We start from the raw sequence: 16,406 nt of genomic DNA on the forward strand, positions 1-16,406 counted from the left end.
CTAAATGGTGCCGTTGATGAGCATATAGGTCCGCGCCGCGCTGCATCGCTTTTGCATTTCGTCGGGGTCCCTCACAAAGATCGTGTTGTCACTGCCCGGTTGATGCTTGGTGAGCGACCTCACGATCGCATCGTAGCTGCACGCCTCGAAACCGAAACCCGCCATATGCTCGATGATGTCGTCGTCTGAGAACCCATAGCGCTCGCCAGAGCCGTTGGTCTCCATGAGGACAGCCTTCAGACGGCTATTTGAAAGAGTCCCCTTGGCGCCCTGAATGACCGGGATCTCATGGCCCTCCACATCGACCTTGAGGACCACGGGTACTTCACCATTGAGAGCTTCGTCGAGCGAGCGGACAGGGACGGTAATCGAAGGCCCGGTCTCCGACGCCTGCATCACATGGTTCATCGTGTCGGCATCGGCGGAGAACGCCAATTCTCCTGGCTCGTTTGAAAGGCCGCAGCAATGCGCTGTCACGCGCGGCATAAGCCTGTTGAAGGCGATGTTGGCTTCCAGCTTGTCGAAGGTGCCGGGATGCGGCTCGAACGCGATGACGCGCGCGCCCACCCCGCCTGCCGCGAGCACTGTGTAGCTCCCGATGTTAGCGCCGACATCGACGAACAGGTCTTCCGGGCGAAGCGCATGGAGGACGAAGCCCATCTCGTCCTGTTCGTGAAGCCCGCAATACCAATTACCAGTCGCCCCGGTCATGCCTGTCTCGGTCAGAAGGGAAGTCCCTTCAACGAACGGAAGCGCGATTGGGCGTCCGATGAGCCTGCTGGCCAGCTGCCACCGCACAAAGCGGCTCAGTGCCTTTATTTTGGAACGACGGTTGAGCGGGTGCTTCAGCAGGAATCGAATGGGCTTGATCATGCTCGTCCGCCAAAACAAGACCGCCAGCTCCGGTCAGAGATTTTCCTGCTGCGGCATTCCCAGAACGTGGAAACCGCCATCCACGCGGATGATCTCGCCGGTCGTGCAGGAGCCTGCATCGGAACACAGATAGACCGCCGTTCCTCCCACCGCTTCCAATGTGGCGTTGGCGCGCAACGGTGCGTTGGCCTCGGTGTGTTTGAACGTCCTGCGTGCGCCGCCAATGGCGGATCCTGCGAGCGTTTTCATCGGCCCCGGACTGATGGCGTTTACGCGGATTCCTTCCGGGCCGAGATCATCGGCAAGGTATCGGACTTCAGCTTCAAGCGCAGCCTTCGCCACGCCCATGACGTTGTAGTTCGGCGTCACGCGGGTCGAGCCCATATAGGTCAGCGTCAAAAGGGTGCCGCCATTCTCGACCATCATTGGATGCGCGCGGCGCGCCACGTCGATGAAGCTGTAAGCAGAGATGTCCATCGAGTTCTTGAAATTCGCACGCGTCGTATCGAGTATCCGGCCTGTCAGTTCCGATTTGTCGGAATAGGCAATGGCGTGGACCACGAAATCGAGCCTGCCCCACCGGTCCTGGAGCTCGCCAAAGGCTGCATCCAGCGATGCGTCATCGGTGACGTCGACGTCCAGGAGGAAATCGGAATTCACGCTCTCCGCAAGCGGCTCAAGGCGTTTACCGAATGCCTCGCCCTGATAGGTGAAGGCCAGTTCCGCGCCTGCCTCGGCGCACGCCTTTGCAATGCCCCAGGCAATCGAGCGCTCATTGGCGACGCCCATTACCAGGCCGCGTTTTCCTTGAAGAACGCCCATTTTCAATCACCCATACTCAGGCGGCCCGAAGACCGAAAACTCACCCGCGAAATTTCGACAGCAGCATCGTTCCATTGGTGCCGCCGAAACCGAAGGAATTGGTCATCACCGTGTCGAGCCGCGCATTCTCGACAATCTCGGTCGCGATCTCTTCCGGCTTAAGTGCCGGATCGAGCGTTTCGACGTTGATCGAGGGAATGATGAAATCGTTCTCCAGCGCCAGCAGGCAGTAGACCGCCTCCTGAGCGCCGGTCGCGCCCTGGCTGTGACCGGTCATCGATTTCGTGGAACTGACAGGAGGGGTTGTGCCGTCGCCAAATACCCGACGAACCGCTTCGATCTCACCCACATCGCCGACCGGCGTCGATGTACCGTGCGCGTTGATGTAGCTGACAGTGCGATCCTCGCCGAGTGACTTCAGCGCCCCGCGCATCGAACGCTCGCCGCCCTCGCCCGAAGGCGCAACCATGTCGGCTCCATCGGACGTAGCGCAGAAGCCGGTAACTTCGGCGTAGATTTTCGCGCCGCGCGCCTGCGCATGTTCGAGCGCTTCGAGCACCACGATTGCACCGCCACCGCCGATGACGAAGCCATCGCGGTCGGCATCGAAGGCCCGCGAGGCGCGTTCGGGCGTGTCGTTATACTTGCTCGACATGGCTCCCATGGCGTCGAACAGGCAGGACAGCGTCCAGTCGAGTTCTTCTCCGCCACCGCCGAACATTAAGTCCTGCTGGCCCAGCGCGATCTGCTGCGCCGCCATGCCGATGCAATGGAGCGAGGTCGAACACGCCGAAGTGATCGAGAAGTTCATGCCCTTGATCTGATAGGCCGTCGCGAGGTTTGCGCTCACGGTGGAAGACATGCACTTTGGTACCGCAAACGGGCCGATGCGCTTCGTGCCGTTAGTCTTGAGAACCGTCTGATGCGCGGCGAGCATGGCCGAGGTAGAGGGACCGCCCGATCCGGCGATCACCCCGGTCATCGGATTGACGACATCCTTCTCTTCAAGCCCCGCATCGGCGATGGCCTGCCCCATCGCGATGTAGGCATAGGCCGCCCCCGGCCCCATGAAACGCAGCGTGCGCTTGTCGACATGCTCTGACACATCGAGATCGACAGCCCCCGCGATCTGCGAGCGGAAGCCGTGTTCGGCCATATCCTCGTTGAATGTGATGCCCGACTTGCCCGCCCTGAGCGAGGCGAGCACTTCTTCGGCGTTGTTGCCGATCGAGGATACGATCCCCAGCCCTGTGATGACGACGCGACGCATTTTACCCCTATGCCTCTGTCAGATTACGCCTCGGACAAGGCGACTTTCATGTCTTTGACTTGGTAGATGACCTCACCATCGGCCTCGACCCGGCCATCGGCCACGCCCATCGTCAAACGACGCGTTTGCACCGCTTTGGTGAAATCGACGAAATATTTCAGCATTTTTCGATCTGGTCGGACCATCCCGGTGAGCTTCACTTCACCCACGCCGAGCGCATAGCCTCGTCCCTGCCATCCGCGCCAACCGAGGTTGAAGCCGGTCAGCTGCCAGAGACCATCAAGACCGAGACAGCCGGGCATGATCGGGTTGCCGGGAAAGTGGCATTCGAAGAACCACAGGTCCGGTTTGATATCGAATTCCGCCACAACATGACCCTTGCCATGCTCGCCGCCATCGCCGGAAATGTCGGTGATCCGGTCCATCATCAGCATCGGCGGTTCGGGCAATTGCGCATTGCCCGGACCGAACAACTCGCCGCGTGCACATTTCAGCAAATCGTCGCGGTCAAAGCTGGTTGGGAAATCTGTCATCCCCGGCGGTACTCCCCGTGTTATTCGAATGTTCGAGGGGGCGACTAGCACCCCCTATTGTTGCTGGAAAGGGCGCTTGAGCTTTTGTCCGGCAATTGGTTGCCATTCGCAATCGCACCGCTTTCCGCAGCCCAGCGCGGCATTCTTATCCATTGCTGCAGGGCTTGATTGCGCTTGGCTCGATCCGCTTCTCGCCTCGCTGAAACCGTGCGAAATAGCCGCGGATGTCGGGACGCTCGATGAATTCCACCAGATTGTAGCCCACCGCCTCGAACTCGCAGAACAGTAGCTTTGGCGGGATGCCATGCCTGTCGGTCGGTCGGTCGACATCGACGACGATGATCTGGCCGTCCTCTGTCAGCGCCGGCCACATACGCCAGAGGAAGGCGTAAGGCTCCGTCACCTCATGATACATGTGGACGAGGAAAATTCGGTCGAAACTGTCGACCGGCAGTTGCGGATCGTCGGGCTGGCCAAGCTTGATCGAAATATTCTCGAGCCGCTCGCGTTCGACGCGGCGTCCAAGCCGCTGCAGCGCCTCTCGGCTAATGTCCTGAGCCAGCACGCGCCCGTCTTCACCAACACGAGTAGCGAGGCGCACTGTGTAGTACCCTTCGCCTGCGCCAATATCCGCGACCGTCATGCCGGGTTCGATATTGGCGAGGTCCATCACGATCTGCGCTTCGTTGCGCTCGTCGCGGGCGTCTTCGTTCGAGAACTGGTTGGAGATGACGTCGGCGACGGGACGATCGGGCAGCGGGAATTCGACTGCAGTTTCAGGACGATCCTGCGCGGTACCGAGGTCTTCGCAGGCAGCAAGCAGCGGAACCGCCAGCAGCAATGCAAACATCTGCGGACGCATTAGTCGACATCCTCCACTTCAACCGTCTCACCTGTAACGCGCTGGGCAAGCGCGGCGGAGATGAATTCGTCGATCGCTCCGTCGAGCACCGCGTCGGGCGAGCTCGAAGTGACGCCGGTGCGAAGGTCTTTCACCATCTGGTACGGCTGGAGCACGTAGGAGCGAATCTGGTGGCCCCACCCGATGTCGCTCTTCTCCTGGTACTCACCCGAAGCCGCCGCTTCGCGTTCTGCCATCTCGCGTTCGAAAAGGCGGGCCTTCAGCATGTTCATCGCGGTCGCGCGGTTCTTGTGCTGGCTGCGATCGTTCTGGCTCGCCACCACTATGCCGGTCGGCTGGTGAGTTATGCGAACGGCGGAATCGGTCGTGTTGACGTGCTGGCCGCCCGCGCCTGATGCACGGTAGGTGTCAATCTTGAGGTCCGCGGGGTTGATTTCGATATCGATATCATCGTCGATCACCGGATAGACCCACACGCTCGAAAACGAAGTGTGGCGGCGCGCGCTGCTGTCGTACGGGCTGATGCGGACGAGCCGGTGTACACCGCTTTCGGTCTTGGCATAGCCATAGGCGTTTTCACCCTTGATCAGGATCGTCGCAGACTTGATCCCGGCCTGATCGCCGGCCTGGTATTCGACCGTTTCGACCTTGAAGCCGCGCCTTTCGGCCCAGCGGGTGTACATGCGGAAAAGCATCTCCGCCCAGTCCTGGCTCTCGGTCCCGCCTGCGCCTGCATGGATTTCCAGATAGGTATCGTTGCCGTCGGCCTCACCCGAAAGCAGCGCCTGCACCTTGTCGGCATCGGCGCGTGCGGCAAGTTTCTCGAGGCTCTTCAACCCCTCATTGACGATGCTTTCCTCGCCTTCTGCCTCGCCCATTTCGATGAACTCGATCGCATCGGCCATCTCGGCGGAAATTTCCTTCACCGTGTTGACCGCATTCTCGAGGGTTTTCTGCTCGCGACTGACCGCCTGCGCTTCCTTGGGATCGTCCCACAAGGTCGGGTCCTGCACGCGCGCATTGAGCTCGTCGAGACGGCGCAGCGCACGGTCCCAGTCGAGCGACTGGCGCACCAGATCGAGCGCTGCTTCGATCCGGTCGATATTGGCCTGGGCCTCGGCCCGCATAGTCAATTCCTTGAAAACGTGTTGCCGCCCCGCTTAGCGCGGGGCACGCGATTGTAAAGCGCAGGGGTGAAGCGGCTAGTAGATGCCGCCCTGCTCTTCCACAAAGTCGCTCGGTTGGCCGTCATTGCTCTGGACCTGACCGCTACCGCCCCTGCGCGCGGCGCGGATCAGTTCAAGGATCTCGTCGCGCTTTGCAGCGATCTCGTCCTGCCGCGTCGAGCGTGAAGGCTCGGTGTCGGGCTTGAACGCCTCCCAGATTACCGCAGCCTGCGGATCGTCGCTTGGCCAACCATCGAAAACGCGTTTGCCGGTGCGGCGGTCGATGCGAACCATCCGCACGCCGGGAGCCGCGATCGCCGGCTCGTCGCGCCAGCGGTCGCGAGTTTCCTGCACGAACTGCTTGAAGATCGGCGCGGCGGTATTTCCGCCCTGCACCCACCCGCCGAGATTCCTGGGCTGGTCGTGGCCGATATAGACGCCCGCCACGAATTCTGGCGAACCGCCAACGAACCAAGCATTCGTCGGTCCGGTAGTGGTACCGGTCTTGCCGAACAGCGGAAGTTCAAGATCGCGCAGGCGCGTAGCAGTGCCGCGCTGAACCACGCCCTCGAGCATATGGACGACCTGGAAGGCGGTGCGCGGGTCCATTACTTCACGGCCCATTGGCCCTGGGCGCGGCATAGGCCGGCCATCATATTCGGGCATGTTGCAGCCCTGGCACTGGCGCCTGTCGGCGCGCCAGATGACCTTGCCTCTACGGTCCTGCACGTAATCGATCACCGTCGGCTCGTGCAGGCGACCGAGATTGGCGAGCGCGGCATAGGCGTTGACCATGCGGCCTACAGTCGTTTCGCCCGATCCCAGCGCGCTCGCGTAGAACGGTGGATGGTCGCCTATATTGACCGCCTTGAAGGTCTGCACGACGTTTTCCATCCCGGCTTCGGAGGCGATATGCACCGTCATCAGGTTGCGACTCTGTTCCAGTCCGAAGCGCATCGGATAGACCCCGCCGCCGCGCGATCCGCCGAAGTTCGTGAAACACTTGTTGCCGAGGCGCGAGCCCTGCCAGACGCAGAATTCCTTGTCCGGGACTTCGGAAGCCGGCGTGAGACCATTGTCGAGGCCCGCCGCATAGACGAACGGCTTGATGGTCGAGCCCGGCTGACGCTCGGCCTGAGTCGCGCGGTTGAAGTCGGTCAAGCGGTGGTCGAACCCGCCCTGCATTGCGAGCACGCGGCCGGTCTGCACCGCTTCGACCAGGAAGCCGCCGGATACTTCTGGAATGGTCGCGACGCGAAAGCCGTTGCCGCTTGGACGCGCGGCAATCACGTCTCCCGCCTTAAGCGAGTTCGGAAGGCCCGAAAGTGGCGCTTCCTCGCCATTGGAAAAGCCAATGGTTGCCGATGAGCCGCTGCGCTGGGTCACTACGCCGACGCGCCAGTCCTCGTAACGTATGCCGAGATACGAGCTTGCGAGCTGCCCTGCCCAATTCCCTTCGCTGACATCGATGGTCGCGATCGGACCAGTCCACCCTCGCGTGCCGTGATAGCGCATCAGACCGGCACGAAGAGCCTTGCGCGCCGCCTCCTGCAGTTCGGGATCGAGCGAGGTGCGGACCCAAAGACCGCCGGCATAGACGCTGTTCTCACCGTCTTCGGCCGTCTCGCCGAACTGGTCGATCAGCTGGCGGCGGACTTCTTCGAGGAAGTAGCCGGCATCGACCGAACGCTCAGTCCGCTGGGTGACGAGACCGAGGGGCTGCGCGGCGGCTTCGGCACGCTCGGCTTCTGTGATGTAGCCGTTGGCTTCCATCTGCTGGAGCACGAAATCCCGGCGAGCCAGCGCGGCCTCCTCCTGACCGCGGCGTCCATAGCGCTCCGGCGCTTTCGGCAGGATCGCGAGGAAGGCCATCTCGTGAAGGTCGAGCTCGCCCACATCCTTGTCGAAATATGCTCGCGATGCTGCCTGCACACCGAACGAGCGGCGACCGAGTGGGATTTCATTCAGATAGAGTTCGAGAATTTCCTCTTTCGAAAGAACGTCCTCGATGCGCCCGGCCAGGATCATTTCCTTGAGCTTGCGGGTGACCGAATACTCATCACCAAGAAGCAGGATTTTCGCGAGCTGCTGGGTGATTGTCGAACCGCCAACAGCGCGATCGCCCGAGCCGTACTTGGTCGCGTAATCGATCACTGCATTGGCCGTGCCGGTGTAGTCGACCCCGCCATGGCTGAAGAACGTCTTGTCTTCTGCGGAAAGGTAAGCCCCGATCAGCCGCTCGGGAAAATCCCGGTATTGCAGCTGCACCCGGCGCTCACGGGCGTAGGAATGCACGATCTCGCCGTCGATGCCTCGCACCACGGTCGGCAACGGGGTCTCGTAATCGACAAGACTTTCGGCATCGGGAAGGTCGCTCGCGAGCCAGACGAACAACGCGATCCAGACCACAATCCCCAGGCCGACCAGGAACGCCGCGATTTTGAACAGCCAGCTGTTGCGCCATTTGTCGCCGAACCACGCAGCAACACCGCCAAGGTCGCGGGTTACCCGGTAGCGGAAATAATCGGGAAAGCTTGCAGATTGCATGTCGGTCATTGCGAAGTGGGGATTAGCACGGGAAAGGCGACACTTGCTAGCGGGTTCGGACACGATTTTGAACGCGTTATCGCGGTTGGGGATGAACGGTTCATGTCTCTAGCCGACGTGCGAAATATACCCTGATCGCCCGTTCAAGCACCTTCGCGTATTGCCGCCGACCTTCTTCACTGGTCAGCCTTGTGCGGTCGGTTTCATTGGTTACGAAGCCGCTTTCGAACAGCACCGATGGCACGTCGGGTGCGCGCAGCACCGCGAGTGCGGCGGAACGGCGCGGGGCTGTGGGATGAAACTCGATCTCGCCCCGCCCTTCCCGTGTGATGAGCGAGGCGAATTCCGAGGCGTCCTCCTGGGTGCGCGCCTGCGACAATTCCACGAGAATTGCGCTCACCTCGTCGCTCTGTCCCTCGATGATGAGGCCGTTCACTCGGTCGGCGTTGTTTTCGCGCGCAGCGAACCGGGCCGCCGCCTCGCTAGAAGCCTCGCTGGAAAGCGTGTAGACGCTCGCACCGGATATCTCGTCGAGCTCTCCGGCCGAATCGGCGTGGATCGACACGAACAGGTCGGCGCCCAGTTGCCGCGCAATTTCCGGGCGATCGGCGAGCGGCACGATCTTGTCTTCATCGCGCGTTAAAGCGACCCTGATCCCGCCATTGGCGAGCAGTTCGTCGCGCAGCGCCAGAGCGATGGCGAGGACGATGTCCTTTTCGCGCACATTGCCGCTGACCGAACCTGGATCGCGACCGCCATGTCCTGCGTCGATTACAACGAGCGGACGATCCGGGTCGTCGGGACCTTCGATCTCGGGGAGGGAAAATGCCGGTGGTTCCTCGGCGATCACGAAGCTGAGGACATATTCGCGCCCCCAATCGGGTATCGGAAACTTTATGCCGAGCGCCACCGCACCACCGATGACGACGGCGGGCACAGCGATCAACAGCAGCAGCAAGGTCCGGATGCTCATGGCAAAATTCGCTTAGGATGTAGGCCTAGTGATGCGCAATAGAGTTGCGGGACGAAACCCACGGTGCTAGCAGCTAGGGCCTGAAACCCGGGCGGCCCCTACGGCATCCGACCGCAGGTACAATTGGGCTTCTATCGCAAGGTTCCATTCCCGGCATTCCGCCAAAAGGGACCACATTACAGGTTGATGCAGTGACGAGACGCTTCTCCTCGCAAATTTTGTCGCAGCGCCCCGATGGCGCCTGCGCGTTTGCGGGCCGTAGCGCGGACACATTCCGCAACTCGCTCACAGCAGACACGAATATCGCAGGCTCCTCGGTCACACGGCGAGATGCGAATGCAACACGAAGCGCGATCAGCTCGCGCATCAATTCATCACACAATACGCGCCCCTCCCGCCGTTCTCCGGCGAGACGAGCGGGCGCCTGGAGAATATTTAATGGCAACGCGCATGCTTATCGATGCGCGCCACTCGGAAGAGACCCGGGTGGCGGTGCTCAAGGGCAACCGGATTGAGGAATTCGATTTCGAATCTGCTGAACACAAGCAGATCAAGGGAAATATCTATCTAGCGAAAGTCACGAGGGTCGAACCTTCGTTGCAGGCCGCGTTCGTCGATTTCGGCGGCAACAGGCACGGCTTCCTCGCATTCAGCGAGATTCATCCCGATTATTACCAGATCCCGGCCGAAGACCGGCAGGCCCTTCTCGAAGAGGAAGCCCAGGCCGCCGAGGAAGAAGCTCGCCTCCGCGACGAGGAAGAGGAAGAGGGTATTTCGCCCGGCGAGGAGTACGACGCCGAGGATGAAAGCGCCGAAGCTCTTGCAGAGGACCTCGCCGAAGACGGACTGGAGGAAATCGACACCTCCGAAAAAGACGAGGTCGCGACCATCGAAGACGGAACGTCGGATGACGACGATTCGGACGATGAGGACGAAGACGAGGACGAAGAGAGCGGCGAGGACGAGGACGCTGAAGAGGCCTCCGAGGACGAGAATGAAGACAAGCCGCGCCGCGGTCGCCGTGGTCGCGGTCGCCGCCGTCAGGGTCGCGGCAAAGGCAATGGCAAAGGCCGCAGCCGCGCGAAGGAAGTCGACGAAGTCCGCGCCAAGCGCATGGCGCTGCGTCGCCGGTACAAGATCCAGGACGTTATCCATCGCCGTCAGGTAATGCTGGTTCAGGTTGTAAAGGAGGAGCGCGGCAACAAGGGCGCGGCGCTTACCACCTATCTCAGCCTCGCCGGTCGCTACACCGTGCTGATGCCAAACAGTTCGCATGGCGGCGGGATCAGCCGCAAGATCAGCTCGACCAGCGACCGTAAACGGTTGAAGCAGGTCGTCGCCGATCTGAAACTACCCAAGACCATGGGGCTGATCGTCCGCACCGCAGGCCTGAGCCGCACCAAGACCGAGATCAAGCGCGACTTCGACTATCTCGCACGCTTGTGGGATGAGATTCGCCAGAAAACGCTTTCCAGCACGGCACCGTCGCTCGTTCATTCCGACAGCGATCTGATCAAGCGCGCGATCCGCGACATCTACAATCGCGAGATCGAGGAAGTCGTGGTCGAGGGCGAAGAAGGCTACAAGGCCGCCAAGCAGTTCATGAAGCTGCTGATGCCAAGCCATGCCCGCCGTGTGAAAGCCTATTCCGACCCTGTCCCGCTGTTCCAGCGTTACGGTGCGGAAGACCAGCTGCGCGCGATGTACGATCCGATGGTTCAGCTCAAATCGGGCGGCTACCTGATCATCAACCCGACAGAGGCGCTGGTCTCGATCGACATCAACTCCGGTCGCTCGACCAAGGAACACGGGATCGAGCAGACCGCCCTTCACACCAACCTCGAAGCCGCGCGTGAGATCGCCCGCCAGCTTCGTCTGCGCGACATGGCGGGGCTTATCGTCATCGATTTCATCGACATGGAATACAATTCCAATGTCCGCAAAGTCGAAAAGGCGATGAAGGAGGCGCTTAAGAACGATCGCGCGCGCATCCAGGTCGGCCGCATTTCTGGCTTTGGCCTGATGGAAATGAGCCGCCAGCGCCTGCGCACGGGCGTGCTCGAGGCGACGACACGCGAATGTCCGCACTGCGACGGCACCGGGCTCGTCCGCACGGCATCGTCCGCTGGACTTTCCGCGCTGCGCCTTATCGAAGACGAGGCGGCCAAGGGCAAAGGCACCATCATTCGCCTCAGCGCAAGCATGGAGGCGGCGATCTACCTGCTCAATGAAAAGCGCAACGAGCTGGTCGAGATCGAGAAACGCTATGGCGTTACCGTCGAAGTGAAGCCGGAGGGCGAGGACGAAGGCGCGAAAATGAGCGTTTCGAGCGCCGGCCCCCGCCCCGCCGAGGCACCGAAGTTCGAACCTATTGTCGATGATGATGAGGACGAGGACGAAATTCTCGAAGAGGATGCGTCGGACTTAGACGACGAGCCCAAGAAGAAACGTCGCCGCCGTCGTGGCGGTCGCGGTCGCGGCAAGAAACGCCAGGACGAAGGTGCGGAAGACGCCGAAGATGCCTCCGAAGATTCCGATGGCGAGGACGAAAAATCGTCCGAGGACGATGGTGAGGACAAGCCCAAGCGTCGTCGGCGTCGCGGTGGCCGGGGCCGTCGTAAGAAGACCGACGAGATCGTAAGCGAAGAGGACGCGGAAAAGCTCGAAGACGTCGCCAAACAGGTCAAGGAAGACATGGCTGTCGTTGCCGGCCCTGACGATGCACCCGAAACCGCCGCAGCAATGGCGGAACAGGAAGTCCAGGCGGAAGAAAAGCCCAAACGCAAGCGTGCACCGCGCAAGAAGAAGTCCGATGAGGCCGAAGCCAAATTGGACGCACCTGTGGAAGAGGAGGCTCCCGCCGAGGAGAAGCCGAAGCGCAAACGTGCACCGCGCAAAAAGAAGGCTGACGATACCGTCGAGACCAAAGGCGAAGCGGCGAATGACGCCGCCGACGAAAAGCCCGCAAAGGCCAAGTCCCGCGCGAAAGCGAAGAAGGACGAAACGCCTGCCGCGACCGAAGAGGCATCCGCCAACGATGATGCCAGCGTTGAAAAAGGTGGCAAGAAACGCGGATGGTGGCAACGCACCTTCGGCGAATAAGGCCAGACCATGAAACAGGCCGGGCGGTCTAGCGGACCCCCGGCCTTTTTCGTGCCAGACCTAAAATCCCGATTTTCGGGCCACGCCCCATTCGTTCCAGCCTGCAAATCGAGGGGCCTTGGGCAGATAGCCCTGCCCCAGAGGTTCGACATCGAAACCCGCCCCGCGAAACGCCGAGCCGATAGGCCTTGTCAGGTGGCATCCGCCCGCAAGGCGCTTCCAGACAGGTTCGATCCGGTCCTGCCACCTGGCGACGCCCGGATCGGGTGCGCGGCCATGTTCTAGGAAAAGTGCACTTCCGCCTGGCTTCAGAATGCGGCGGATTTCGCTGAGCACCTGCGCTGAATCTTCTACCGAGCAGAGAGTAAAGGTGCACACCACACTGTCGAATTGGGCATTGGGGAAAGGGATCGCCTCGCCCACCCCCTGACGGATATCGGCGTTCCAGCCCTTTGCCAGCGCAGCTTCCCGCGCTTCTTCGAGCAGTCCTGCATGCGGGTCGATCCCCGAAAAGCTGCTGATCCCGGCAGGATCGTAGAATTGCTGGTTGAGCCCGCCACCGCAGCCGAGCTCGAACACGTCACCGCGAGCCAGCGGCACGAGCATCGAACGCCGCTTCATCACCTGTCCCTGGCTGCAGGCACAAGTGACGAGGCGCGGCATAATATGCGCGTCGTACCATTGACCCAATCCCACGCGTCCTCCCTTCGCGAAGCCAATCAGGCGAGAACGTCAGGTTACCTGCAAAAGACTTTTTGCCAAAACTAACAAAGATACGAGCAGCAGTGCGGGTTTCCCGGACCGTCGACAGACGTACGTTCCGCTTCCTCTCGATCGGCGGGCTGATCGCGGCATTTTTGGCCACATAGGCGCTGCTGGTGAATGCGGACTACGCCGGCACAACGTCGCCCTTGAAATCGAAAACCTTCCCGCTGTCTTCCGGCTCGAGGCTTGCGAGCACCGAGAGCAGGTTGCCGGCCGCCTCGTGTGGCTCCGTCAACTGGTTTTCGGGCAGGTTCGATTGAAACGGCTCAGACAGCCTGCTGTCGACCGTGCCCGGATGCAACCCGACGATAACACCCTGGTTGTGCGTGCGTCCCATTTCGAGCGCAAAGTTCTTGAGTAGCATGTTGAGTGCAGCTTTGGACGCGCGATAGGAATGCCACCCGCCAAGCCGGTTGTCCGATATCGAACCGACACGCGCGCTAAGCGCTGCAAATATGAAACGATCAGAACGCGGCATGAGCGGGAGAAAATGCTTGGCGATGAGCGCGGGGCCGATCGTGTTCAATGCCAGCACTTCGGCCATCGCGGCAGCGTCCAGGCGCTTGAGTGTTCGCTCAGGTCCGGTTCCGTCGGCCAAGGTGAGAACGCCGCTCGCCACAATCACCCATTCGGGCGGATCGTCTTTCATGGCCGCGGCTGCTGCCTCAATACTGCTCTCGTCCCTGAGGTCGAAACCGAATGGCGAGAATTGCGGTCCCACCGGCTCTTCCCCAGCGCGCGAACCGGCATGGATCGTCTCGCAACCGTACTCTGCAAGCGCATCGCACAGTGCCCGTCCGATCCCGCCCGAACTTCCGAACACCGCAGCGGTCCGTGGCCATTTTACTACCTCGTTCATGCAAGGTAGAGCGCGGGAAAGATGAACCGGTTCCGCGTTTCGGTTGGAAAAGTGTCAACTTCGCAAATCGACACCGGATTAGTGGAACTCAGCGCTCGCCTTGCCGTTTTTGGACCTGACACGGTGTCAACTTCGTCAACTTCGCCGTTGCAGATTGCAAAGCACTTGCTTGGAGGGCAATCGCCCTCTCAAAGCTCTCAACACCGCGCGTCTTGCCTCAAACGGACAAGCCGTTAGATAGGTCGCAAACGACTACGGGATTCAATCGTCATGGCCACTTTCACCCTCCCCAAAAATTCGAAGATCCGGAAAGACGGCAAGGTCCACAAGGCCGAGGGTGCGAAGCGGGTGAAAAGCTTCAAGGTCTATCGTTACGATCCAGACAGCGGAAAAAACCCGCGATACGACAAGTTCGAGATCGACCTCGACGAATGCGGTCCGATGGTTCTGGATGCGCTGTTCAAGATAAAGAACGAAGTTGATCCGACGCTGACTTTCCGCCGCTCGTGCCGCGAAGGGATTTGCGGGTCGTGCGCGATGAACATGAACGGCAAGAATGGTCTCGCCTGCACCACCGCGATAGAGGATCTGAAAGGCGAAATCCGGATCACGCCTCTGCCGCATATGGAGGTGATCAAGGATCTCGTCCCCGACTTCACGCATTTCTATGCGCAATATGCGAGCATCCGCCCGTGGCTTCAGACCGTCAGCCCCACACCTTCGGGCAAGGAGCGGCTGCAAACGCCCGAACAGCGTGAGAAACTCGACGGCCTTTACGAATGCATCTTGTGCGCCTGCTGCTCGACTTCATGCCCTTCATATTGGTGGAACAGCGACAAGTTCCTCGGCCCGGCCATCCTGCTACAGGCCTATCGCTGGCTCGCTGACAGCCGCGACGAGATGACCGGCGAGCGCCTTGACCAGCTCGAAGATCCCTTCCGCCTCTATCGCTGCCACACGATCATGAACTGCGCGAATGTCTGCCCCAAGGGCCTCAGTCCGGCAAAGGCAATCGCCGAAACCAAGAAGATGATGGCCGAACGCGCCATCTGATGGCGCTCAAGGACGACGTTTTCGATCACCTGCCCGACCCGGACAATCCGGGCTGGCATCATTGGAACCTGAAAGACGAATCGCTCTTTAACGGCGCGGTGATGGGAAGGCTCATCACCCGGCGAGAAGGCGACAAGTGCCGGCTGCGCATGTTTCCGGAGCGCAAACACGAAAATCTGCAGGGCATCATCCATGGTGCTGTAACGCTCGGTCTGATCGACATCTCGATGTTCACGACAATGCATGTTGTCGGCACCGGGAATGCGGGCCCATCGGTCACGCTTGAGCTGTCCACCCAGTTCATCGGCGGCGGCGATCCCGGGCGCCCGCTCGATGCGGTGACCGAAATCATGCGCGAAACCGGAAAACTCGTATTCGTGCGAGGCGAGGTCGTGCAGGATGACGACCGTGTCGCAGCCTATAGCGGAATCATCCGCAAATTCGTGCCCCGCGACGCCGGCTGATGCCGGGTCTCCTCGCCCGGTATGAACAGCTGATCGCGGACGGTCAGCTGCAACCCGACACTGATCAGCGGCGCGCCGCGGTGCGGCTCGATGCGCTGCAGAAAGAGCTGGAGGCCGACGCACCCGGCGGACTTCTCGGCCAGCTTTTCGGTCGCAAGAAAGTGCGGCCGCAGGGGATCTACATGTGGGGCGGCGTTGGACGCGGCAAATCGATGCTGATGGACCTGTTTCATGAGACGCTGGGCATTCCCGAAAAACGACGCGCGCACTTCCATGCCTTCATGCAGGAGGTTCACGGCAGGATCCGCGATGCGCGCAAGGACGTGGTCGGCGATCCCATCCCCGTGGTCGCAGAGAGGTTCGCGGACGGAGTCCGCTGTCTCGCCTTCGACGAGATGGTAGTCAGCAATTCCGCCGATGCGATGATCATGAGCCGGCTCTTCACTCAGCTGATATGCAAGCAGGGTGTAACGGTGATCACGACATCCAACCGCCCACCATCCGATCTCTACAAAGACGGGCTCAACCGCGAGCATTTCCTGCCCTTCATCGATCTCATCGAAAGCGAGCTCGACGTACTCGCGCTCAACGGACCGACAGACTACCGGCTAGACCGGATCGGCGACCTAGCGACCTGGCATACGCCATTGGGCGATGAGGCAACGGCCAAGGTCCGTGAGGCATTCTTCCGCCTTACCGACTTCGCTCCCGAGGATGCGGAGCACGTCCCGTCCGAAGAACTACCGGTTGGAGGCAACCGGACCCTGCACGTTCCCAAGTCACTGAAAGGTGTCGGCGTTTTCAGTTTCAAACGGCTTTGCGGAGAAGCACGCGGTGCGCCGGACTACCTCGCCATCGCCCAGCATTTCCATACCGTCATCATCGTCGGCATACCGCAAATGGCTCCAGACAAGCGCAACGAGGCCGCGCGGTTCGTAACGCTGATCGACGCGTTATACGAAAACCGGGTGAAGCTGTTTGCCACGGCCGCTGCTCAGCCGGACGAATTATATGTCGCCGGAGATGGAAGTTTCGAATTCGAACGCACCGCAAGCCGGCTCAATGAAATGCAGAGCAGCGAATACATGGCGCTAGGCCATGGAAGCGACCAATAGGA

General features: G+C 60.8%; 14 protein-coding genes. 4 read left to right on the top strand and 10 right to left on the bottom strand.

Annotated elements, in window-relative coordinates:
• From FIU90_RS10610 to FIU90_RS10645, 8 genes are all read right to left on the bottom strand, one after another.
• On the bottom strand, window positions 1-873 hold the full coding sequence (locus FIU90_RS10610) for an FkbM family methyltransferase (RefSeq protein WP_152434724.1): 873 nt from the start codon (window positions 871-873) through the stop codon (window positions 1-3).
• Between the two features lie 33 nt (window positions 874-906).
• A complete protein-coding gene (locus FIU90_RS10615; RefSeq protein WP_152434725.1) occupies window positions 907-1,695 on the bottom strand; it encodes an enoyl-ACP reductase in 789 nt (262 codons plus the stop codon).
• 40 nt (window positions 1,696-1,735) lie between these two features.
• Window positions 1,736-2,965 (bottom strand): beta-ketoacyl-ACP synthase I, encoded by a 1,230-nt coding sequence (gene fabB, locus FIU90_RS10620; protein ID WP_152434726.1) that lies wholly within the window; start codon window positions 2,963-2,965, stop codon window positions 1,736-1,738.
• A 23-nt stretch (window positions 2,966-2,988) separates the two neighbouring features.
• Entirely contained in the window at window positions 2,989-3,498 is a 510-nt protein-coding gene (gene fabA, locus FIU90_RS10625; RefSeq protein WP_152434727.1) for a bifunctional 3-hydroxydecanoyl-ACP dehydratase/trans-2-decenoyl-ACP isomerase, read from the bottom strand.
• A 145-nt stretch (window positions 3,499-3,643) separates the two neighbouring features.
• On the bottom strand, window positions 3,644-4,360 hold the full coding sequence (locus FIU90_RS10630; RefSeq protein WP_152434728.1) for a class I SAM-dependent methyltransferase: 717 nt from the start codon (window positions 4,358-4,360) through the stop codon (window positions 3,644-3,646).
• A complete protein-coding gene (gene prfB / locus FIU90_RS10635; RefSeq protein WP_152434729.1) occupies window positions 4,360-5,487 on the bottom strand; it encodes a peptide chain release factor 2 in 1,128 nt (375 codons plus the stop codon). The genes FIU90_RS10630 and prfB overlap by 1 nt, the downstream gene beginning before the upstream one ends.
• A gap of 75 nt (window positions 5,488-5,562) precedes the next feature.
• Complete coding sequence (locus FIU90_RS10640; protein WP_152434730.1) at window positions 5,563-8,082, bottom strand: penicillin-binding protein 1A; 2,520 nt, start codon at window positions 8,080-8,082, stop codon at window positions 5,563-5,565.
• 91 nt (window positions 8,083-8,173) lie between these two features.
• Window positions 8,174-9,046, bottom strand: coding sequence for an N-acetylmuramoyl-L-alanine amidase (locus tag FIU90_RS10645; RefSeq protein ID WP_152434731.1), 873 nt, complete (start codon window positions 9,044-9,046; stop codon window positions 8,174-8,176).
• Between the two features lie 438 nt (window positions 9,047-9,484).
• Between FIU90_RS10645 and FIU90_RS10650 the strand changes: the two genes are divergently transcribed.
• Window positions 9,485-12,148, top strand: coding sequence for a ribonuclease E/G (locus FIU90_RS10650; protein WP_152434732.1), 2,664 nt, complete (start codon window positions 9,485-9,487; stop codon window positions 12,146-12,148).
• A gap of 60 nt (window positions 12,149-12,208) precedes the next feature.
• Here FIU90_RS10650 and FIU90_RS10655 read toward each other — a convergent pair whose 3' ends face one another.
• Together FIU90_RS10655 and FIU90_RS10660 are read right to left on the bottom strand one after the other, a co-directional pair.
• A complete protein-coding gene (locus tag FIU90_RS10655) occupies window positions 12,209-12,811 on the bottom strand; it encodes a class I SAM-dependent methyltransferase (protein ID WP_152435806.1) in 603 nt (200 codons plus the stop codon).
• 226 nt (window positions 12,812-13,037) lie between these two features.
• Window positions 13,038-13,772: an SDR family NAD(P)-dependent oxidoreductase gene (locus FIU90_RS10660; RefSeq protein WP_152434733.1), complete on the bottom strand. Its 735-nt coding sequence runs from the start codon at window positions 13,770-13,772 to the stop codon at window positions 13,038-13,040.
• 270 nt (window positions 13,773-14,042) lie between these two features.
• Here FIU90_RS10660 and FIU90_RS10665 point away from each other — a divergent pair, with 270 nt between their 5' ends.
• The 3 genes from FIU90_RS10665 to zapE are packed head-to-tail and all read left to right on the top strand — an operon-like array spanning window position 14,043 to window position 16,404.
• Window positions 14,043-14,825, top strand: coding sequence for a succinate dehydrogenase iron-sulfur subunit (locus tag FIU90_RS10665; RefSeq protein WP_152434734.1), 783 nt, complete (start codon window positions 14,043-14,045; stop codon window positions 14,823-14,825).
• Window positions 14,825-15,289 carry a PaaI family thioesterase gene (locus FIU90_RS10670; protein ID WP_152434735.1) on the top strand — a complete coding sequence of 155 codons (465 nt, stop codon included), beginning with the start codon at window positions 14,825-14,827 and terminating at the stop codon, window positions 15,287-15,289. Before FIU90_RS10665 ends, FIU90_RS10670 begins: the two co-directional genes overlap by 1 nt.
• Window positions 15,289-16,404 carry a cell division protein ZapE gene (gene zapE, locus FIU90_RS10675; protein ID WP_152434736.1) on the top strand — a complete coding sequence of 372 codons (1,116 nt, stop codon included), beginning with the start codon at window positions 15,289-15,291 and terminating at the stop codon, window positions 16,402-16,404. Before FIU90_RS10670 ends, zapE begins: the two co-directional genes overlap by 1 nt.
• Window positions 16,405-16,406: the final 2 nt, after the last annotated feature.

Origin of the sequence: Erythrobacter sp. THAF29, from assembly GCF_009363635.1 — a bacterium.
Classification (GTDB): domain Bacteria; phylum Pseudomonadota; class Alphaproteobacteria; order Sphingomonadales; family Sphingomonadaceae; genus Erythrobacter.